Origin of the sequence: Salipiger sp. 1_MG-2023 (genome assembly GCF_030547555.1) — a bacterium.
GTDB lineage: Bacteria > Pseudomonadota > Alphaproteobacteria > Rhodobacterales > Rhodobacteraceae > Salipiger.
In genome coordinates this window covers 1-19206 of the sequence record NZ_JAUOQN010000049.1, presented here as the reverse complement: position 1 = coordinate 19206, position 19206 = coordinate 1, and the positions used below count along the sequence as shown (strand labels likewise).

Here is a 19206-nt window from a genome sequence, read left to right as displayed (position 1 = left end):
TGCCGACCCTTATTGCGATCAATAGAAACCAGCGACAGCACCCGCCGGACAGGGTGCAGTTAGACTGGCATCGCCGCCAGCGCCACGCGCCGCCCTTCGCCGAGCAGCACGTTATAGGTGCGGCAGGCCGATGGTGTGCTCATCACCTCGACACCGACGCCCGCCGCTTCAAGCCGCTGCGTCAGGGTTTCTGGAAGCCGCGCCATCTCGGCCCCGGTTCCAACGAAGATCACGTCGATGTCGCCCGCAAGGCAGACCAGCGCGTCTTCATCGGCAAGTCCGCCCCAGGCAATATTGCCTTCGGAGGCAAGACAGATCGGCCCCGACAACGGGCGCCCTGCGACCCGGAAAAATCCCGGGCCGTAGCCATCGACAGGCTGCGCCTTGCCGAAGCTTAGTTCCTTCATCTGCATGATCTTCCCCTAGTCCCATACCGGCAAACCCAGCGCGATTGCCGAAAAGATGATCAGGTAGGCCAGAACACGGAATCCCTCCTCCCGTGCCGGTGTGAACAGAGCCTGGCCCAGTCTCGTGCGCGCAGCATATGGCAGAAACATCACAAAACCAAGCGCCAAGGCGAAAGCGGTTAACTTTCTGCCCAAGATCCTCAATGGCCGTAAAGCAGTGGCAGATCGACCAGTATCTGCGCGCCGCGATCCAGTGCAGCCCGTTGAACCCGGACCAGCGCATCCCGGCGACAGATCCGGCCGGGTTCGGATCAGGACGGGATCAGCGCCCGAAGCCCCGGCATTCCGAGGATCCGGGCGCGCTGCTCAGACGCTCGCGCCGCCGGATTTCTTGCGCGCTTCCTTGTCGACTTCAGGCTTGGACCAGTCGCGCTTGACGCCGAATTTCAGCAGCAGCGCCGAGGCCACGAAGATCGACGAATAGGTGCCGACAAAAATGCCCCAGATCATCGCGAAGACAAAACCCCGGATCACGTCGCCGCCAAGCGCGAACAGCGCAAACAGCGCCAGCAGCGTGGTGAGCGAGGTCATGATGGTGCGCGACAGGGTCTCGTTGATCGACAGGTTCAGAACCTCTTTGAGCGGGCGCTGCTTGTACTTGATCAGGTTTTCGCGCACCCGGTCGAACACAACCACCGTGTCATTCAGAGAATAGCCGACAATGGTCAGCAGCGCCGCAATGGTCGTCAGGTCGAACTGCAGCTGCACCTCGGAGAACACCCCGATGGTCAGCAGCACGTCATGCACCAGTGCCACCACGGCACCAACCGCGAACTGCCATTCAAAGCGCAGCCAGATGTAGATCAGCACCGTGCCGATGGCGAGCGCCACCGCCAGCGCCGCGGTCTGGATCAGCTCGCCAGACACCTTCGGGCCGACGCTTTCGACGGAAACGAATTCGATGTCCGGAGCCACCTCCATAAGCGCAGCCTCGACCGCGTCGATGGTGGATTGACTCACCGCCTCGACCTCGTTCTGGGCCTGAATGCGCACCGAGGCGACGTTCTGGTCCGGGCCAAAGTTCGGATCGAAGATCTCGGTGATCGACACATCCCCCAGCCCCAGCGTGGTCATCGCCGCACGGTATTCGGCCACGTCGATCGGCTCTGCGCTCTGGGTGCGGATCGTGGTGCCGCCGCGGAAGTCGATGCCGAAATTCAGGCCGCGCACACCGAAGCTGACCATCGCCAGCACGATGGCAAGGACGGAGATGCCCAGCCAGAGTCTCCAGTGTTTGAAAAAATCGAATGTGGTGACATCGGGCACGAGTCGTAGGTGGCGCATCTCAGATCTCCAGCGTCTTGGGGCGGCGGCGTTCGAACCACAGGATGATCAGCAGGCGCGTCACCCAGATCGCGGTGAACACCGATGTCACGATCCCAAGCCCAAGCGTGATGGCAAAGCCGCGCACCGGGCCCGAGCCCATGACATAAAGGATGATGGCGGTGATGACCGTGGTCAGGTTGGCGTCGATGATCGCCGACAGGGCGCGCTCATAGCCAAGTTCGATGGCGCGGGCCGGGCCGCGCGCCGATTTCAGCTCTTCGCGGATGCGCTCGAAGATCAGCACGTTGGCATCGACCGCCATGCCGACCGTCAGCACGATGCCGGCGATGCCGGGCAGCGTCAGCGTTGCGCCGATGGCCGACAGCACCCCAAGGATCAGCGCGATATTCAGGGTCAGCGCGATATTGGCGAACAGTCCGAACAGCCCATAGGTCAGCAGCATGAACGCCAGCACCAGCGCAAAGGCGACGCCCGTCGCCAGCTTGCCCGCATCGATGCTGTCTTGGCCAAGCTGCGGGCCGATGGTGCGTTCTTCTAGGAAATCCATCCCGGCGGGCAGCGCGCCAGCGCGCAGCAGAACCGCGAGGTTGGTCGACTCCTCGACACTGAAATTGCCGGTGATGATGCCCGAGCCGCCCGCGATGTGGCTCTGGATCACCGGCGCCGAGATCACCTCGTTGTCGAGCACGATGGCAAAGGGCGAGCCGATATGCGTGGCGGTATAATCGCCGAACTTGCGCGCCCCCGAGGGATTGAAGCGGAAACTCACCGCCGGGCGGCCGTTCTGGTCAAAGGTCGGCTGGGCATCGGTCAGCTCTTCGCCCGTCACCACAGAGGCCTGTTCCAGCACGTAGTAGAGGCCCGGCTCGTTGGCCGAGGGCAACACCTCGGTGCCGACGGCGCCGGTGGCACTGGGATCACTGGTGCTGCTTTCGACGCCCTGAAAGGTCAGCTGCGCCGTGGTGCCGATGATCGCCTTCAGCTCGTCGGCAGAGCCAAGGCCCGGCACTTCGATCAGGATGCGATCGCTGCCCTGCCGCTGGATGGTCGGCTCGCGGGTGCCGACCTCGTCGATGCGGCGGCGAATGATTTCAAGCGATTGCTGCATGGTGCGCTCGTCGGTGGCCTGCTGTTCGGCCTCCGAAAGCTGCACGGTCAGGTCCGATCCCTGCCCCGCCACCTCGATGTCGGTGGTGCCCGCCCCGGTGAGCGAGACCACCGGCTGCGCCAGCCCCCGCACGATTTCCAGCGCGCGCGCCATGCCATCGGGGTTGGAGATCCGCACCTTCAAGGTGCCCGGCGCGCTTTCCTGCAAGCGGATGGTGCCGACGTCGGCGCGCGCGTCGCGCAGCGCATCGCGGATCTCCGGCCAGAGCGCTTCCATGCGGCTCTGGTAGACCTCGGCCACCTTGACCTCGGCGAGGATATGCGCCCCGCCGCGCAGGTCGAGCCCGAGGTTCACCAGCCCCGACGGCAGCCAGCTCGGCCAGCTTGCCGCCTGCGCCTCGCGCTCGGGGGTCGCGCCAGAGGCCTCGATGGCCTTGACCGCGTCATTGTGGGATTCGACGCGGTTGTAGAACAGGTTGGGCGCCGCAAGCACAAGCCCCGCCACCACCAGCGCCCAGATCAGGGCGCGTTTCCAGGTATCGATTTGCAGCATGTTGCGGCGCCTTGGGGTCGTTTAGGGGATCAGCTTTCGGCGGGCTCGGTCTTGGAGAGCACCGTGGTGATGGTGTTCTGCACGACGCGCACCCGGACGCCTTCGGCGATCTCGACCTCGACCTCGTTGTTTTCCTTGACCTTCGACACTTTGCCAATGATGCCGCCCTGGGTGACGATCTGATCGCCCCGGCGCAGCGCGGCCACCATCTTCTGGTGTTCCTTGACCTTCTTCTGCTGCGGACGGATCAGCAGGAAATACATGATCCCGAAGATCAGGATAAGCGGGACGAATTGGGCAATGGCGCTGGTGTCCATGGGCAGGCTCCTTGTTGGGTCAGATTGGGGGCCGTGCCCCGGTCGCAAGTCGCGCGGAACCTATGTGCGAAGTCGCGGCGATGCAAGGCGGCTTGGTAGGCGTAATCGTGGAGGATGCGCTGGCCCTTGCGTCAAAGCGCGATCGGTTCGCCCTGCGCCTGCTGCCAGTCCGCGTAGGTTTCGCCGGTGCCGAAACGCTTCCACTCGACACGCCCGTTCGAGTTTCTGTCGAGCACCACAGCCGCTGCGGCCGATATGAATTTGAACGAATGTGGCTTTGTGAAGGTGTAGCGCGCCCCGTCCAGTTCGGCGAGCGTGCCGTCTTTAACCAATTCCAGCTTTAGGTCCCTGTAGGTGCTGTGCGCATATCCGGAATCCCGGATCGCTTGCGACCCAGCCAGCACGACAAATTCGCCATCTCCTTCGGTCATCTTCGCCGTGATGCCGCTTTTCTTATGCACGATCTCGAACACAACGGGCTCATCCGGCATTGCCCCCTTGGGTGTCGAGGTTGTGAGCAGGCTAGGCTGAGGCTTCAGCATGTCGATCCCGACCACCGGCAGCACGATCTTTAGATTCGCAAGGAACTGTTCCATGTTCGCCCGGTCCGCTTCGGGCAACCGCCTGTCCTCGGCGCTCGGCAAAGCGATGTTGTCAAGAGCAACGCGTTCAGACTTTCCAGCCAGTTCGATCAGCCGCGCTTCGAGGTATTCGGCGTGCCCCTTGGACAAGTCATCGTCACTTGTCGTCACCGCAACGGCGACATCCCAGAACCCATGTTTCTTGCTGCTGTTGATGATCCGCTCGGCGACCACATTTGCCGATCCGATATAAACCTTCTGGGGTTTCGTACCCTCCGGGTCCGGCCCGGCGAGGATGTAGACGCCGGTACGATTGACCTCTTTGCGCTTTGTCATCGCGCCAAAGGCCGCGTCTCCGGCAAGGAAAACCAGCCCCGTCCAGCCATGAATACTTGCCTTGCGCAACCCTGTCGGTTTGCCATCCACAAGGAAAAGCTGGATGGTGCGTCCAAAGATTTCGTCAGGAATGGTCGACATCCGCGAAGGGCCTCGCATGATTATGAAGTTTGCTTCTTGTCGCATCACAATCGCAGCTCTGGCGTTGGTGCAAGCCCACTTCTCCGCCCCTGCCCTTGCGCAACCGCTTTCGCCCCTGCCGTTGGACCAGCAGCCGCAGTGGAATGCCGTGGGCCGGGTCAATACCGGGGGGTATTCCAGCCGGGGGACCTGTACCGGCAGCCTGATCGCGCCGGATCTGGTGCTGACGGCGGCGCATTGCGTCGCCGGGCAGGATGGTTTGCCGGTCAACGCCGGCAAGCTGACCTTTGTCGCGGGCTGGCTGGGCGGAGACTATGCCGCAGCCAGCAAGGTCGCGCAGTTCGAGGTACACCCCATGGCCTACCAGACGCCGCGTCTCAATATCGAACATGACATGGCGCTGCTGACGCTGCAGACCCCCATCGACATCGCCCCGCTGCCGCTCACCTCGCGCGAAGCGCCGCCCTATGCCATCGTCGGCTATCAGAACCGCCGCGCCAACCGGCTGCGGGCGCGCTTTGATTGCAACGGCCTGCGCCAGCACCGGCTGATCCGTCTGAATTGCCCGGTCGAGAACGGCAATTCCGGCAGCCCGGCGCTGGTGCGCAATGGCGATGCATGGGCGATCACCGGCATTGTCGTGGCACAATCTGGCGAGGATGCGCTGGTGGTTCCGGTCGATGAATGGCTGCGGTCGCGGATCCTGCGGGGCGCCCCCTACACTCCGGATTGAAAAAGGGGCATAACCTGCGCGACTCGAACCCCTACGAGAAGGATATGGGACGATGCACGACATCCGCGCCATTCGCGAAAACCCCGCCGCATGGGATGCGGCGCTGTCTCGTCGCGGGATGGAGCCTCAGTCGCCCCTGATCCTGACGCTCGACGAGGAACGCCGCGCCGCGATCCATGCCGCCGAAACCGCGCAGGCCGATCAGAACAAGGCCAGCAAAGAGGTCGGCAAGGCCAAGGCATCCGGTGATGAGGCCGAATTCGAACGGCTGCGCGCGCTGGTCGCCGCGAAAAAGGCCGAAGTGGCCGAGATGCAGGGCAAGGCCAAAGAGCTTGACGCCCGGCTGACCGATCTGCTGATGGGCATTCCCAACCTGCCCTATGACGATGTGCCCGATGGCGCTGACGAGGCCGACAACGTGGAAATCCGCCGCTGGGGCACCCCCGGCAGCTATGATTTCAAGCCGCTCGAACATTACGAGCTGCCCGGCGTCAAGAACGGCATGGATTTCGAAACCGGCGCCAAGCTGTCCGGCGCGCGCTTTGTCGTGCTGTCGGGCGCGGTTGCGCGCATCCATCGGGCGCTGGCGCAATTCATGCTCGACACCCACACCGAGGAAAACGGTCTCATCGAAACCTGGACCCCGGTTCTGGTGCGCGAAGAGATGATGCTGGGCACCGGCCAGCTGCCGAAATTCGGCGAGGACAGCTATCAGACCCGCGAAGGCTGGTGGCTGGTGCCCACCGCCGAGGTCAGCCTGACCAACATCGTCAACGGCGAGACGCTGGAGGAAAGCTACCTGCCCCGCCGCTACGTGGCGCACACCCAGTGTTTCCGCTCTGAGGCGGGCTCTGCCGGGCGCGACACCGCCGGGATGCTGCGCCAGCACCAGTTCGAAAAGGTCGAGATGGTGTCGATCACCCACCCGGACAAATCCCGCGAAGAGCTTGACCGGATGACCGGCTGCGCGCAGGGCATCCTTGAAAAGCTCGGGCTGGCCTATCGCACCGTGGTGCTGTGCACCGGCGACATGGGCTTTGGCGCGCGCCGCACCCATGACATCGAGGTCTGGCTGCCCGGGCAGGACACCTATCGCGAGATCAGCTCGGTCTCGGTCTGCGGCGATTTCCAGGGCCGCCGGATGAACGCCCGCTTCAAGCCGGCGGATGGCGGCAAGCCAGAATATCTGCACACGCTGAACGGCTCGGGCCTTGCGGTCGGGCGCTGCCTGATCGCGGTGCTGGAAAACGGCCAGCAGGCGGACGGCTCGGTGCGCATGCCCGAGGCGCTGCAGCCCTTCCTTGGCGGCAAGACCACGCTGACCGCCGATGGCAAGCTGGTCTGAGCCGATGGTGAAGCTCTGGGCGGCGCTTGTCTTTCTGGCCTCGCTGGCATTTGCGGCGGGGCCCTTCCTTGTGCCCGATTTCGGCGGCTTCGATCCGAATGCCTTTCCGGTGCCTCAGGACAATCCCACGGTGCAGCCCGCGGGCTATGCCTTTGCGATCTGGGCGCTGATCTACCTGTGGCTGCTGGTCGGCACCGGGTTCGGGCTGATCAAGCGCGCCGACGATCCCGACTGGCAGCCGCATCGCAAGCCCCTGTTTCTGGCGCTGGCAGTGGGCGCGATCTGGCTGCCGGCGGCGAAACTCTCGCCCTTGGTGGCCACCGTGCTGATCTGGGTGATGCTGATCGCATCGCTGATTGCGCTGTTCCGCGCCGGAGACATGGACCGCTGGATGCAGACCTCGCCCATCGCCATGCTGGCAGGCTGGCTGAGCGCCGCCGCGCCGGTGTCGATCGGGCTGGTGCTGGGCGGCTATGGTCTGTTGCCGGAAACCCCGGCGGCGCTGGTCGGCCTTGCCATCGCGCTGGCGCTGGCGCTGGTGGTGCAGTACCGGCTGCACCGCGCGCCGCTTTACGGCATCACGGTGATCTGGGCGCTTGTCGCCGTCATCGTTGCCAACACCGCGCCGCTCAACATCGCGGTGGCCGGTCTGGCGGGGCTTGGCATCGGCGCGATCCTTGCGCTGCGCGGCACCGATACCGAATAATCAAGGCTCCCGGCGCATTGCCGGGAACCGCCTGCCCCCTTGCGCAGTTGGGTTGCGACACGCCACCCCCCTCATCTCTCTGGGCAGGACATTTCATGCAGATCTTCACGTGCCCCAACTGTGGCACCACCCTATACTTTCGCAACACCACATGTCGCTGTGGCAGCGATGTGTTCTTCGATCCGGACAGGCAGTCGATGTCGACGCAAGGCACCGCTTGCGCCAACCGTCAGTCCATCGGGTGCAACTGGATCGCCGAAGATGGCGCGGACGGCGATCTGTGCCGGTCCTGCGCGATGACCGAGGTCACCCCCGACCTGCGCGAGGCGCAAAACGCCGAGCTTTGGGCGACAGCCGAATTTGCCAAACGCTGGATGCTGGCGAACCTTGCGCGCTGGGGCTGGTTCACCCCGGGCGATCCGGGGACGCGGCCAGTGTTCAAAATGCTGTCCGAGCAGACCGCCAAGGGCGAGGCCGAGATCATCATGGGCCACGCCGACGGCATCATCACCATCAACGTCACCGAATCCTCGGATGCCGAACTGGCCAAGCGTCAGGAAAATCTGGGCGAGCTTTACCGCACCATGCTGGGCCATATGCGCCACGAGACGGCGCATTTCCTTCAGCTGCGTCTGGCCGAAGACCCCCGCTTCCTGACCGCGTTCCGCGAGATCTTTGGCGACGAGCGCGCCGATTACGGCGAGGCGCTCGAAACCCATTACGCCAGCCCGAAACCGGCGGACGCCACCCACATCACCAGCTATGCCACCGCCCACCCACACGAGGACTGGGCCGAGACCACCGCCCATCTGCTGCATCTGATCGATCTGGTGGACAGTGCTGCTTCGGCGCAGCTGTCCCTGCCCGAGGGGCCGCAGCCCGGTCATGACGCTTACGGCGCCATCGACCTTGCGCCCGAGCTGACCATGGCGGTCGATCTGGCATTGGCGATCAACCACGTCAACCGGGCGATGGATCTGAGCGATCTCTACCCGTTCGCGGTGCCCGATGGGGTGCGCGACAAGATGGCCTTTATCCACCGCTGGCTGCGCGATCCGGCACAGATCCAGTCGCAGCCCAAGATGGCATCAGCCGGTTAGATCGAACCCCGCCTCGGCCACATCCCGCCCGTTGAGCTGAAGAATGACGGCATGCGGGCCGGGGTGCAGGCGAAAGGTGGTGGCATCGCCCTTCATCCGATGCGCCTTTTTCAACAACAGCGGCTCGCCCCCGAGGCGGGCGGTTTTCAGTTTGAACACCTTCTCGGCGCTGCCGCCGGGCCGATGAAAGCGCAGACGGTAATCGACCAGCACCGGGGTGCCTTTTGGCCCGTCGATCCGGGCCTCGATCACCAGCGCCTCGCCGATGCGCACCTGCGCCGGCAGCGTCAACCGCACGTCAAACGCCGCGTCAAAGCGATAGCCCAGCAGCGCCAGCGCCCCCGGCTCGCCGCGCTTGACGGCGGTGCGCAAGGCGTGGCGGGCCATCCAGTCGCGCTCGGTTGCGGTCTGCGGGCCGCTCTGCCAGGCGCGCAGCCGGTCGAGCACCGCATCGGGATGCGTCTTGGACAGATCGTTGAGATGATTGGCCACCGAGCGGGTGACAAAGCGCGTCGGGTCCCCCTGAAGCCGATCAAGCAGCGCCAGCGGACGCAGCGGATCCAGCGTCAGCCCCATGCCCCAAGGCAGGCGCGGCCGCGTGCCTTCCGACACAAGGCGGCGGACGTGGTAATTGTCATCTTCGGCCCAGTGCGCCAGCCGCGTCATCACCAGATCTGGATGCGCATTGAGGAACGGGCGGATGGCGTATTCCATGGTGAACCGCTGCGTAGCGGCGTGGATCACATCCAGCCCGATCTCGGGCTGCTCCAACCCGCGCCGCGCCGCCAGCACGCCGAACACCGCATGGATGAAGCGCCCGAAATCATCGTCGCGTCGCGACGGGTCCAGCGGCGACGGCAGGCAGGCCAGCAGCGCCTCGGCCATGGCGGGGAAATCCTGCGGCAGCTGCTGTTCGAGCGCATCGGCAAGGATGCCAAGCCGCGCATGGATGCCCTGTCCGGCAAAGCGCGGCAGCGCCGCATCCAGAAACCGCTGCGCATCGAACCCCGGCAGTGGCGCAAAGCAGGCCGCAAGATCGGCGGCGCTGGCCGGGTTGAACAGCTGATCGGCCAGCGAATAGCCCGACCGCGCGCCCGCCCCGTCAGGCCCGCGCGCCATGGCTCGCCTCCCGTCGAGTCGCAGCCATCAGATCGTCGCCGAGGTTTCGCCGCCGTCCAGAACGATGTTCTGCCCGACGATATAGCCCGCGTGGGCCGAACACAGAAACGCGCACATCTTGCCGAACTCGCCCGCATCGCCATAGCGCCCCGTCGGGATCGAGGCGGCGCGGATGCGGCGTGCCTCGTCGCGGTCAATGCCCTTGTCCGCCGCCATGGCATCGTCCATCTGGTCGATGCGGGCGGTGTCATGCACCCCCGGCAGCAGGTTGTTGAGGGTCACGCCCTTGCCCGCGATCTGCCGCGCGGTGCCGGCGACGAACCCCGTCAGCCCGGCGCGGGCGGAATTGGACAGGCCAAGCGGCAGCAACGGCGCCTTGACCGAGCGCGAAGTGATGTTGACCACCCGGCCCCAGCCGCGTGTCATCATCCCCGGCACCAGCGCCTGCATCAGCGCGATCGGCGTCAGCATCGATCCGTCGAGCGCGTCGATGAAATCGTCGCGGCTCCAGTCCGTCCAGTAGCCCGGCGGCGGCCCGCCCGCGTTGGTCACGAGGATGTCGACCTCGCCCGCTGCCTCCAGCACCCGCGCCCGCCCGCCTTCATCGACGATATCGGCGGCGACGGTGATCACCTCGGTGCCATGGGCGCTGCGGATCGCCTCGGCCGCCGCCAGCAGCGGGCCTTCGCTGCGCGCGTTCATGATCAGCGTGCAGCCCGCCTCGGCCAGCGCCTGCGCGCAGCCAAGGCCCAGCCCCTTGGACGAGGCAGTGACCAGCGCCCTCTTGCCGGAAATCTTCAGATCCATGCGGATGCCCTTCCTGTTCCCAGCGCCCTGAAGCCCCGGAAAAATGCTCTTGATGCCCCTATTTGAGGCCATATTCAGCTTGCATACAATGGCAACAGTGTCGTTTCTTCAAGACCCGCGCGGAAGGCAAACGAACCGATGACAGACAGGCGTGATCAGGCCCGCGATGGCGCGGCGCACAGCGTTTCGGTGTTTCGCGCCGATCAGCTGCGCGTGGTCAACGGCGCCAATCAGGGCGATGGGCTCGGCTTTTGCGCAGAGCTGATCCCTGATGACATCTACAACCTCTCGCCGGTCGCCGCGCTGCACCGGATGGCGCTGCTGCCCGCCGTTGATGCGCCGTTCCGCATCGCCCCCGGCTCGCAGCTCGGCACACCCGGGGCCGAGCTGCATCTTGATTGCGTCGTCACCTTCATGACCGGCGACGGGCGCATCACCGAAGGACTGGTGCTGGTCGAGACCGATGGCGGCGATGTCGCCGGGATCTACCTGATGCCGCTGGGCGAGATGTCGCCCCGCGTCGATTATGCACTGATGGGCATCGACCCTGACGGTGGGCTGGCGAAATTCGCCCAGCTGGCCTGCGTGTCGTTTACCGCCGGAACCATGATCACGCTGGCTTCGGGGGCGCAGGTGCCGGTGGAGTCGCTAACAGTGGGTGAGCGCGTGCTGACCCGCGATGACGGCGCGCAGACGCTGCGCTGGATCGGCCATGGCACCACCCGCGCCAGCGGCGATTTCGCCCCGGTGCTGATCCGGCAGGGCGTGCTGAACAACGCCCGCGATCTGCTGGTCAGCCCCGATCACCGGCTGTTCATCTACCAGCGCGAAGACCGCCTTGGCGCGGGGCGCGCCGAGGTGATGATCAAGGCGCGCCACCTTGTCGATGGCGAGCGGGTGATGCGGGTTTCCGGCGGGTTTGTCGATTATTACCAGATGCTGTTCGACCACCACCAGATCATCTACGCCGAAGGCATCGCCGCGGAATCCATGCTGGTCGACAGCCGCACCCGCGCGGTCTTGCCGCGCGAGGTGGCCGGCGCGCTCAGTACGCTGCTGCCGGGGCACAGCGTGTCCGACCACCACGCGCTGGAGGTCGAAGAGGCGTTGCTGGATCGCCCCGGCCTTGCCGAGCTGCTGCGCCGCGCCTCGAGCAGCTGATCAAAGCAGGCCCGGAAACACCGAGATCAGCGCCACCACCGCCAGAATGCAGGCCAGAAACGGCAGCACCCCCAGAATGACCGTGCCGACCTGCCCGCGCCCGCGCACGCTTTGGGTGACATACAGGTTCATGCCCACCGGCGGCGTGATCAGCGCCAGCTCGCACATCATGACCAGAAAGATGCCGAACCACACGCTGTCATAGCCCAGATGGGTGACCACCGGCAGCACCACCGGAATGGTCGCGATCATCATCGCCAGCGCGTCCAGAAAACACCCCAGCACCAGATACAGCGCCACCAGCAGCAGCAGCATCGCCACCGGCCCGACATCCAGCCCCGACACAAATGCCGACACCTGCCCCGGCACTCCGAGCACCCCGAGGATGAAGTTCAGGTAGAACGCCGCCACAAGGATCAGCAGCGTCATCGACGTGGTGGCAACGGTCGACAGCATCGCCTCACGCAGCATCGCCCAATTCAGCGAGCGATAGCAGGCGGTCAGGATCAGCGCGCCGATCACCCCAACGCCCGCGGCTTCGGTCGGCGTGGCAAAGCCCAGATAGATCGAGCCCATGACCAGCACGAAGATCGCCAGCGGCGGCAGCAGATCGCCCAGCCGACGGCGGCGGTCAGGCCACGGCGCCATGCGCTCGGGCTTGCCAGAGACAGCCGGGCTGATCAGGCTGGCCACCACGATCACCCCCATGAACGACAGCGCAAGAATGATGCCCGGCAACACCCCCGCCAGAAACAGCGCCCCGATCGAGGTGTTGGTGATCGCGCCGTAGATGATCAGGTTGATCGACGGCGGGATCAGGATGCCAAGGGTGGCCCCCGATGCAACGCTGCCCGCCACCCATGCCTCGGCATAATTCTGGCGGCGGAATGTCGGAAAGGCGACGGTGCCGATCGTAGCCGCCGTCGCCACCGACGAGCCGGAAATCGCGGCAAACACTGTCGACGCGGCAATGTTGGTGTGCAGCAACCCCCCCGGCAGCGGGCGCGTCCAGTCGGCCAGCGCCCGATACATGCGTTCGGTTACACCGCCGCGCACGAGGATTTCTCCCATCAGCACAAACAGCGGGATCGCCACCAGCAGGAAATTGTTGAGCGTGCCCCACATCATCGTGCCAAAGGGCCGCAACATGGCATCGCCGAAAAACAGCCACGCCCCCAGCAGCGCCACGCTGAACAGCGCGGTCGCGATGTGCTGCCCGATAAACAGCAGGACCAACAGCAGGCCAAAGCCGATGGCCGCGCCTTCAATGCCCAGCATCGGCGGTCTCCTCATGAGTGTATTGCGCCACGTCCTCGTCGACGGTGGGCGGGCCGTAAAGATGTTCAAGCGCGGCGCGATCGCTGGCCAGCAGCATCAGCGCATGCAGCGTGGTCAGGCAGGCGGTCAACGCGAACACTGCCGTCCCGGCAACCCAGACCGCCTGCGGCACCCAGAGCGGCGTTTGCAGCGGCGTGTTGGTCACCGCGCCGAAGCGGATGGTTTCGCCCAGCTCGCCCCAGGCGTGCCAGGTCATGAACAGCCCCAGCGCGGCGATGCTCGCCTGCGCCAGAACATGCAGTCCCGCACGCAGCGGGCGCGGAAACAGCCGCAGGAAAATGTCGATCCGCGGGTGCCCCCGGTTCAGCAGCGTCAGCGACAGGCCAAGCGAGCCGACAAACGCCAGCACATAGCCGCCCAGCTCATCGGTGCCCTGAACCGACACGCCGAACAGATCCCGCCCGACGATGTCGAGCAGGATCAGCACCGCCAGCACCAGCACCCCCGCGCCCGCCATGATGGCAAGCGCGCTAGCCAGCGTCCGGACAAGGGCCAGAATGGCGCTCATCCCCGTCACTCGGCCCGGATCGCAACGCCCTGCGCAGCGCCGACGGTGTCATTCCAGATGGCAATGCAGCCCTCGTAGCTGGCCTCGCAGCGCGCGCCCCATTCGGGCAGGATCTTGGTCGCGGCGATCTCGGCCACGGTGGTCTTGTCGGCATCCGACACCGGCACCAGCGTCATGTCATAGCCGGTATAGATGCCCTCGGGGCAGCTGCCGCCGGTCGAACAGGATTGCGCGGTGTCATTGGTGGACACAGCAAGATCCCACAGCGCGGTTTCCAGATCGGCCATGAGTGTTTCGAATTCGGCCCGCTTGTCCTCTGGCAGAGCGTTCAGCCAGTCGAGGTTGACCACATGCGACTGCACCGATCCCGACACCGACAGCGGATAAAGATGGGTTGTCACCTCCGGCCATTTGCCCGTGTTGGACGAGGTTGGCGAGGTTACCCCGCAAGACGCCACGCCGCGCTGAAGCGCCGGATAGACCTCGGGGAAGGACAGCGTGACCGGGGTTGCGCCCAGCTCTTCGAGCAGGGTCGACATCGACGCGGTGAACGAGCGCACCTTGAGCCCGTCCAGATCGCCCAGCCCGGCCATGTCGGAATTGCACAGGAACACCTGCGGGCCGAAGGGCCAGATCGCCATCGCCTTGACGCCGAATTTATCGGCAAGGCGGGCATTGAAGACCTCGCGATAGGCATCGACGGCGGTTTTCAGCGACGCCATGTCGGTCGACACGCCGATCAGGTCGATACCTTCCAGAAAGGGATCATCCTTGGCGGCGCTGCCCACCTGCACCGTCGCCAGATCGAACGCCCCGGTGCCGACCATGCGCAGCGCGTCGGCAAGGTTCACGCCAAGAACCTGAAATTCGTTGCGCGTCACGTCGAAACCCGCGGCGCCGGCGGCCTCGATGGCGGCGATCTCGGCGGGGTATTGCGCCGCGCTTTCCTGCGACTGGGTCAGCCAGCGCAGCGATTGCGCCGAGGCGGGGGCAGCAAGCCCCGCGACGGCAAGGGCAAGGACGACAATACGCGAGGGGATCTGCATGATTGGAAACTCCGCTTGGATAAATCAGGGAATCGCCCGCCCGGCGCTGCGGGGCGAATAGCGGCGATTGCATCCGGTAGAGCGATATATTGGATACAACTCAAGAGTTTAATTTGGGCAATTCCTCTCAGAAGCGGCGCGCAAAGATGCTGCGTCACATTGGTAGCATGGAATATCAACGGGTTGCGCGCCGGGTTCGGGCCTTGCATGGCCTCTTGTCGCAGGTCGTTGTTTTGCAGGCCCTCCGCAGCGGCGGCGCCGTAAAACCGGATTAGGTTAAACATTAAATACTCCGTATAATTGCAGGTGAAGTAAGGTATTTTCATGAACTAAAAGGCGCCTGTGATGTCATATTCCCCGTGCATTCGACCACGGCGGATGATCCTCCGGGCTCCCCGCGCAGAATTCCACGAAGCTCTGGGGTGCTCATCTGCCGCGCAGACCTCGGCGATGATTGGCAGCGTGGCACAACGACTTGATCGGGCCTCGCCGCGACCCGAAGCTACATGACTTTGCCAAGCTTGACGTTAGATATTGGATACGATTACCCTGATCGAGCTTTCGCTGACGCCTTCCGGAGACCCTATGCACTTTGCCCCCGTCGACGGCTGCCGCATCGGCATGCTGACCCCCTCGTCGAACACCGTTCTGGAACCCTATACCTCGGCGATGCTTGCGCCCTATGGCGATGCCGCCAGCGCCCATTTCGGGCGGTTTCGCGTGGTCGAGATCTCGATGTCCGATGCCAGCCAATCACAGTTCACGCTCGAGCCGATCCTCGAGGCCGCAGACCGGCTGGCCGAGGCCAACCCGCATGTCATCGCATGGAACGGCACCTCGGCGTCATGGCTGGGGCTGGACAAGGATCGCGCGCTCTGCGCCGCGATCACCAAGCGCACAGGGGTGCCCGCCACCTCGACCATGCTTGCCTATGAGGCGCTGTTCAAGGCGATGAAGGTGACGCGGCTGGGGCTGGTGACGCCCTATATCGAGGACATCGAAAGCCGGATGATCGCCAATTACGCCGCCCAAGGCATCGAGGTGGTGCGTGCAGCGCGGCTGGACGACAAGGGCAATTACAGCTTTGCCGCCTACCCGCCCGAACAGGTCGGCGCGATGATCGAAGAGGTGGCGCAGGCCCGCCCTGACGCCATCGCCGTGGTCTGCACCAATTTTCGCGGCGCGCCGGTGGCGGCGCGGATCGAGGCACAAACCGGCATCCCGGTGATCGATTCCGTTGCGCTCACGGCGGCGGCCTGCCTGCGCCGCGCCGGGCTGGACCCGGCCCGCGTCACCGGCTGGGGCAGCGTGTTTTCGCGGGTCTGACCCGCTCAGGCCTGCGCTGCCATCAGCACCACCATCGCGGCGGCGCGGGCATCTTCGATGGCGTCGTGGTGTTCAAAATTCAGCCCCAGCACCTTCTTGAGATTGCCCAGACCGTGCCCGCCATTGCCCTTCAGTTCGGGCCATGCGGCGCGGGCGACCTTGACGCTGTCCTGCCAGCCCCAATCCGGCTCGCTGCGCCCAAGCGCAGCCGAGGCAGCGCGGATGGCCCGCTGATCAAAGCTGGAATGCTGGTACACGGTGCGCCCGCTCAGGTGCGGGTTCAGATGGTCGATCACCGCCCCGATGCGCGGCGCACCAAGGCAATGGCGCGCGGTGATGCCGTGCAGCCAGCTGTTGGAGAACCGCTCGGTGCCCGGATCGACATGGCAGCCCCACGTCAGAATGGCGCCGCTGTCCAGCACGCAGGCCACCCCAAGCTGACAGATCGAGCCGACATCGCTGTTGGCCGTCTCGACATCAAGCGCGAAGAACCGGATCGGGCCGGTCGGGAAAGCGGGAAGCTGGGGCACGGGTCTGGTCCTTTGCATGGCGCGCCGGGCATAACCGCCCCGCGCCCCGTCGTCGAGCCTGCGTGGCAAGACACATTGCGGGGCGCGCAAATTCGCGCTAACGCAGCGCCATGCTGGACACGCCCTCGAACCGCCCCGCCCTTCCGCCGGAAATTGCCCGGCGCCGCACCTTTGCGATCATCTCGCATCCGGATGCGGGCAAGACCACATTGACCGAAAAGTTCCTTCTGTATGGCGGCGCCATCCAGATGGCCGGACAAGTGCGCGCCAAGGGCGAAGCCCGCCGCACCCGGTCGGATTTCATGAAGATGGAACAAGAGCGCGGCATCTCGGTCAGCGCCTCGGCAATGTCGTTCGATTACGGCAAATACCGCTATAATCTGGTCGACACGCCCGGCCACTCGGATTTCTCCGAAGACACCTATCGCACGCTGACGGCGGTGGATGCGGCGGTCATGGTGATCGACGGGGCCAAGGGGGTGGAAAGCCAGACGCAGAAGCTGTTCGAGGTTTGCCGCCTGCGCGACCTGCCGATCCTGACCTTCTGCAACAAGATGGACCGCGAGGCGCGCGACGTCTTTGAGATCATCGACGAGATTCAGGAAAACCTTGCCATTGACGTGACCCCGGCAAGCTGGCCGATCGGCATGGGGCGCGATTTCGTCGGCTGCTATGACATGGTACGCAACCGGCTGGAGCTGATGGACCGCGCCGACCGCAACAAGGTCGCTGAAAGCATCAAGATCGACGGGTTGGATGACCCCAAGCTGGCCGAACACGTGCCTGCCGATCTGCTGGAGCAATTCCGCGAAGAGCTGGAAATGGCGCGCGAGCTGTTGCCCACGCTGGACCCGCAGGCCATCGCCGAAGGTCATATGACCCCGATCTGGTTCGGCTCGGCGATCAACTCCTTCGGCGTCAAGGAGCTGATGGACGGCATCGGCGCGCTGGCCCCCCAGCCTCAGCCGACCCGCGCCACGCCGCGTGACATCGCGCCTGAGGAAGCCAAGGTCGCCGGCTTCGTGTTCAAGGTGCAGGCCAACATGGACCCCAAGCACCGCGACCGGGTGGCCTTTGTCCGCCTTGCCTCGGGGCATTTCGAACGCGGCATGAAGCTGACCCATGTGCGCACGAAAAAGCCGATGAGCATCGCCAGCCCGGTGCTGTTCCTTGCCGCCGACCGCGAGCTCGCCGAAGAGGCCTGGGCCGGTGATATCATCGGCATCCCCAACCACGGACAACTGCGCATTGGCGACACGCTGACCGAAGGCGAGGCGCTGAAGGTCACCGGCATTCCGTCCTTTGCGCCCGAATTGTTGCAGACGGTGCGCGCGGGCGATCCGCTGAAGGCCAAGCATCTGGAAAAGGCGCTGTTCCAGTTCGCCGAAGAAGGCGCGGCCAAGGTGTTCAAGCCCGATATCGGCTCTGGCTATATCGTCGGCGTCGTCGGCGCGCTACAATTCGAGGTTCTGGGTGCGCGGATCGAACAGGAATACGGCTTGCCGGTGCGCTTTGAGGGCTCGCAATTCACCTCGGCCCGCTGGGTCCATGGCGACAAGGCGGCGCTCGACAAGTTCATCAGCGCCAACAAGCAGCACATCGCCCATGACAATGACGGCGACGTGGTTTTCCTGACGCGGCTGCAGTGGGACATCGACCGGGTGGTGCGCGACTACCCCGACATCACGCTGTCGGCGACCAAGGAAATGATGGTTTGATACACTCACGCCAGACCGTTGCGACGGTCTGGCGCATAGGGTCAGCCCGCCCTGTAACAGCGATTTGACCATGCGCAAGGTCAGCTTGCATCGATCAGGCGCATGACATCTGCGCGCAGGCCAGAGCGCCAGTCCTGGATCATCGCGCTCGCCTGCGAAATCATCCAGTCATGCTGGCGCGGCCAGTCGGTCTCATCCATCGCGTCGGCGTCAAGCGTTACAAAGAACTGAAGAAGCTGGCTCCGGTTGATTTCCCATCCCGCGCCGGTGGCTGGTTTCCTCGCCGCGCCATCGACAAGCCGATAGCCTGCGATGCCGGCAAGCCACTCCGCAGTGCGCTCGGGGTCTTGCCGACCCAACGAAAGATACACGCCAACCCGATTTTTCCCAAGCAACCGATAGCAATAGATGCCGCAGCCCAGGAGCGCATCTTCACCCGTCATTGAAAATTTCATCCAGCCCTGATTTGGTGCGCGAGCAGGCACACCCAAGGCGAAATCCGAGGGCACCCTATCCAGCATGGCCCCCCAGAATTCCATGCGCCTTTGATAGTCTTCCATTTCAGTCACGCGGTTGCGTTCTTTTTGCCGACGCACCCAATCATTCGGTCGCGCCACCACCTCTAAGCGCGGAGCGGGAACGCTATCGCCAATGCGCCAGACCTCAAGCTCCACCCTGAAAAAAGCGTATTCAAGCGGTGTCGTCTCGTTCAGCCCGTCTATGACAGCGCGGTGTTCTTCCCTGATACGCTCGGCGATCCAGACGACAGTGCGCGCCTCGGTCCCCACAAGGTAGGTCAGAATTTGCCCAAGGTGGCGATGATCCGATGTCTCGAATTGGTTCTCGATCACAACCTTGTTGCCGTCGATGTCCTCGCAAACGATATCGGCGCGGAAACTGCCGGGTGACGTCCCCAGACGTGGTGTAGCTTACGGTGGCCATCGGGTTTCCCGGTAGGGTCGGGTTGCGAGAACCAACCT

The 19206-nt window shown here is 64.5% G+C and carries 19 protein-coding genes; 7 read left to right on the top strand and 12 right to left on the bottom strand.

All coding sequences use genetic code 11. The annotated features are described in order from the left end of the window. Positions 1–59: 59 nt before the first annotated feature. The 5 genes from Q4543_RS18805 to Q4543_RS18785 all read right to left on the bottom strand — a co-directional run bounded on the left by Q4543_RS18805 (position 60) and on the right by Q4543_RS18785 (position 4789). Positions 60–413 carry an Mth938-like domain-containing protein gene (locus tag Q4543_RS18805; protein ID WP_303440834.1) on the bottom strand — a complete coding sequence of 118 codons (354 nt, stop codon included), beginning with the start codon at positions 411–413 and terminating at the stop codon, positions 60–62. 360 nt (positions 414–773) lie between these two features. After that, entirely contained in the window at positions 774–1751 is a 978-nt protein-coding gene (gene secF, locus Q4543_RS18800) for a protein translocase subunit SecF (protein WP_303440832.1), read from the bottom strand. Between the two features lies 1 nt (position 1752). Beyond that, positions 1753–3414, bottom strand: a complete 1662-nt coding sequence (secD, locus tag Q4543_RS18795; protein ID WP_216006180.1) for a protein translocase subunit SecD — start codon at positions 3412–3414, stop codon at positions 1753–1755. Between the two features lie 29 nt (positions 3415–3443). Next, complete coding sequence (gene yajC, locus Q4543_RS18790) at positions 3444–3731, bottom strand: preprotein translocase subunit YajC (protein WP_216006181.1); 288 nt, start codon at positions 3729–3731, stop codon at positions 3444–3446. Positions 3732–3862: 131 nt separating this feature from the next. Continuing rightward, positions 3863–4789 carry a GIY-YIG nuclease family protein gene (locus tag Q4543_RS18785; RefSeq protein ID WP_303440830.1) on the bottom strand — a complete coding sequence of 309 codons (927 nt, stop codon included), beginning with the start codon at positions 4787–4789 and terminating at the stop codon, positions 3863–3865. 148 nt (positions 4790–4937) lie between these two features. Between Q4543_RS18785 and Q4543_RS18780 the strand changes: the two genes are divergently transcribed. The 4 genes from Q4543_RS18780 to Q4543_RS18765 all read left to right on the top strand — a co-directional run bounded on the left by Q4543_RS18780 (position 4938) and on the right by Q4543_RS18765 (position 8673). Beyond that, a complete protein-coding gene (locus Q4543_RS18780; RefSeq protein WP_303440828.1) occupies positions 4938–5522 on the top strand; it encodes a serine protease in 585 nt (194 codons plus the stop codon). Positions 5523–5574: 52 nt separating this feature from the next. Then, positions 5575–6867, top strand: coding sequence for a serine--tRNA ligase (gene serS / locus Q4543_RS18775; RefSeq protein ID WP_303440826.1), 1293 nt, complete (start codon positions 5575–5577; stop codon positions 6865–6867). 4 nt (positions 6868–6871) lie between these two features. Beyond that, complete coding sequence (locus Q4543_RS18770; protein ID WP_303440871.1) at positions 6872–7573, top strand: hypothetical protein; 702 nt, start codon at positions 6872–6874, stop codon at positions 7571–7573. Between the two features lie 95 nt (positions 7574–7668). Then, on the top strand, positions 7669–8673 hold the full coding sequence (locus tag Q4543_RS18765) for a putative zinc-binding metallopeptidase (RefSeq protein WP_303440824.1): 1005 nt from the start codon (positions 7669–7671) through the stop codon (positions 8671–8673). Here Q4543_RS18765 and Q4543_RS18760 read toward each other — a convergent pair. Both Q4543_RS18760 and Q4543_RS18755 read right to left on the bottom strand, forming a co-directional pair. Beyond that, positions 8662–9792, bottom strand: a complete 1131-nt coding sequence (locus Q4543_RS18760) for a DNA alkylation repair protein (RefSeq protein WP_303440822.1) — start codon at positions 9790–9792, stop codon at positions 8662–8664. The two genes, Q4543_RS18765 and Q4543_RS18760, sit on opposite strands and share 12 nt — an antisense overlap. Before the next feature lie 27 nt (positions 9793–9819). After that, the gene (locus tag Q4543_RS18755) at positions 9820–10599 is read right to left on the bottom strand and encodes an SDR family oxidoreductase (protein ID WP_303440820.1); all 780 of its coding nucleotides are present in this window, start codon (positions 10597–10599) and stop codon (positions 9820–9822) included. A 138-nt stretch (positions 10600–10737) separates the two neighbouring features. On the opposite strand from Q4543_RS18755, the gene Q4543_RS18750 reads away from it, so the two are divergent. Continuing rightward, positions 10738–11760: a Hint domain-containing protein gene (locus Q4543_RS18750; protein WP_303440818.1), complete on the top strand. Its 1023-nt coding sequence runs from the start codon at positions 10738–10740 to the stop codon at positions 11758–11760. On the opposite strand, the gene Q4543_RS18745 is transcribed toward Q4543_RS18750, so the two are convergent. From Q4543_RS18745 to Q4543_RS18735, 3 genes are read right to left on the bottom strand one after another with little or no spacing between them, the layout of a single operon-like run. Further along, positions 11761–13038, bottom strand: a complete 1278-nt coding sequence (locus Q4543_RS18745; protein ID WP_303440816.1) for a TRAP transporter large permease — start codon at positions 13036–13038, stop codon at positions 11761–11763. Then, positions 13025–13606: a TRAP transporter small permease gene (locus Q4543_RS18740; protein WP_303440815.1), complete on the bottom strand. Its 582-nt coding sequence runs from the start codon at positions 13604–13606 to the stop codon at positions 13025–13027. The genes Q4543_RS18745 and Q4543_RS18740 overlap by 14 nt, the downstream gene beginning before the upstream one ends. 5 nt (positions 13607–13611) lie before the next feature. Beyond that, the gene (locus Q4543_RS18735; RefSeq protein ID WP_303440814.1) at positions 13612–14652 is read right to left on the bottom strand and encodes a TRAP transporter substrate-binding protein; all 1041 of its coding nucleotides are present in this window, start codon (positions 14650–14652) and stop codon (positions 13612–13614) included. Positions 14653–15237: 585 nt separating this feature from the next. Between Q4543_RS18735 and Q4543_RS18730 the strand changes: the two genes are divergently transcribed. Continuing rightward, positions 15238–15978 carry an aspartate/glutamate racemase family protein gene (locus Q4543_RS18730; protein WP_303440811.1) on the top strand — a complete coding sequence of 247 codons (741 nt, stop codon included), beginning with the start codon at positions 15238–15240 and terminating at the stop codon, positions 15976–15978. Positions 15979–15983: 5 nt separating this feature from the next. Here the strand turns inward: Q4543_RS18730 and Q4543_RS18725 are convergent, their stop codons facing one another. After that, positions 15984–16508 (bottom strand): exonuclease domain-containing protein, encoded by a 525-nt coding sequence (locus tag Q4543_RS18725; protein ID WP_303440809.1) that lies wholly within the window; start codon positions 16506–16508, stop codon positions 15984–15986. Between the two features lie 110 nt (positions 16509–16618). Here Q4543_RS18725 and Q4543_RS18720 point away from each other — a divergent pair, with 110 nt between their 5' ends. Further along, positions 16619–18226, top strand: coding sequence for a peptide chain release factor 3 (locus tag Q4543_RS18720; RefSeq protein ID WP_303440807.1), 1608 nt, complete (start codon positions 16619–16621; stop codon positions 18224–18226). 80 nt (positions 18227–18306) lie between these two features. Here Q4543_RS18720 and Q4543_RS18715 read toward each other — a convergent pair whose 3' ends face one another. Next, the gene (locus Q4543_RS18715; RefSeq protein ID WP_303440805.1) at positions 18307–19077 is read right to left on the bottom strand and encodes a hypothetical protein; all 771 of its coding nucleotides are present in this window, start codon (positions 19075–19077) and stop codon (positions 18307–18309) included. Positions 19078–19206 lie beyond the last annotated feature (129 nt).

Coding starts and splice junctions, on each gene's coding strand:
- Q4543_RS18805 (WP_303440834.1), bottom strand. CDS start 413: ATGCAGATGAAGGAACTAAGCTTCGGCAAGGCGCAGCCTGTCGATGGC.
- secF (WP_303440832.1), bottom strand. CDS start 1,751: ATGCGCCACCTACGACTCGTGCCCGATGTCACCACATTCGATTTTTTC.
- secD (WP_216006180.1), bottom strand. CDS start 3,414: ATGCTGCAAATCGATACCTGGAAACGCGCCCTGATCTGGGCGCTGGTG.
- yajC (WP_216006181.1), bottom strand. CDS start 3,731: ATGGACACCAGCGCCATTGCCCAATTCGTCCCGCTTATCCTGATCTTC.
- Q4543_RS18785 (WP_303440830.1), bottom strand. CDS start 4,789: ATGTCGACCATTCCTGACGAAATCTTTGGACGCACCATCCAGCTTTTC.
- serS (WP_303440826.1), top strand. CDS start 5,575: ATGCACGACATCCGCGCCATTCGCGAAAACCCCGCCGCATGGGATGCG.
- Q4543_RS18770 (WP_303440871.1), top strand. CDS start 6,872: ATGGTGAAGCTCTGGGCGGCGCTTGTCTTTCTGGCCTCGCTGGCATTT.
- Q4543_RS18765 (WP_303440824.1), top strand. CDS start 7,669: ATGCAGATCTTCACGTGCCCCAACTGTGGCACCACCCTATACTTTCGC.
- Q4543_RS18760 (WP_303440822.1), bottom strand. CDS start 9,792: ATGGCGCGCGGGCCTGACGGGGCGGGCGCGCGGTCGGGCTATTCGCTG.
- Q4543_RS18755 (WP_303440820.1), bottom strand. CDS start 10,599: ATGGATCTGAAGATTTCCGGCAAGAGGGCGCTGGTCACTGCCTCGTCC.
- Q4543_RS18750 (WP_303440818.1), top strand. CDS start 10,738: ATGACAGACAGGCGTGATCAGGCCCGCGATGGCGCGGCGCACAGCGTT.
- Q4543_RS18745 (WP_303440816.1), bottom strand. CDS start 13,038: ATGCTGGGCATTGAAGGCGCGGCCATCGGCTTTGGCCTGCTGTTGGTC.
- Q4543_RS18740 (WP_303440815.1), bottom strand. CDS start 13,606: ATGAGCGCCATTCTGGCCCTTGTCCGGACGCTGGCTAGCGCGCTTGCC.
- Q4543_RS18735 (WP_303440814.1), bottom strand. CDS start 14,652: ATGCAGATCCCCTCGCGTATTGTCGTCCTTGCCCTTGCCGTCGCGGGG.
- Q4543_RS18730 (WP_303440811.1), top strand. CDS start 15,238: ATGCACTTTGCCCCCGTCGACGGCTGCCGCATCGGCATGCTGACCCCC.
- Q4543_RS18720 (WP_303440807.1), top strand. CDS start 16,619: ATGCTGGACACGCCCTCGAACCGCCCCGCCCTTCCGCCGGAAATTGCC.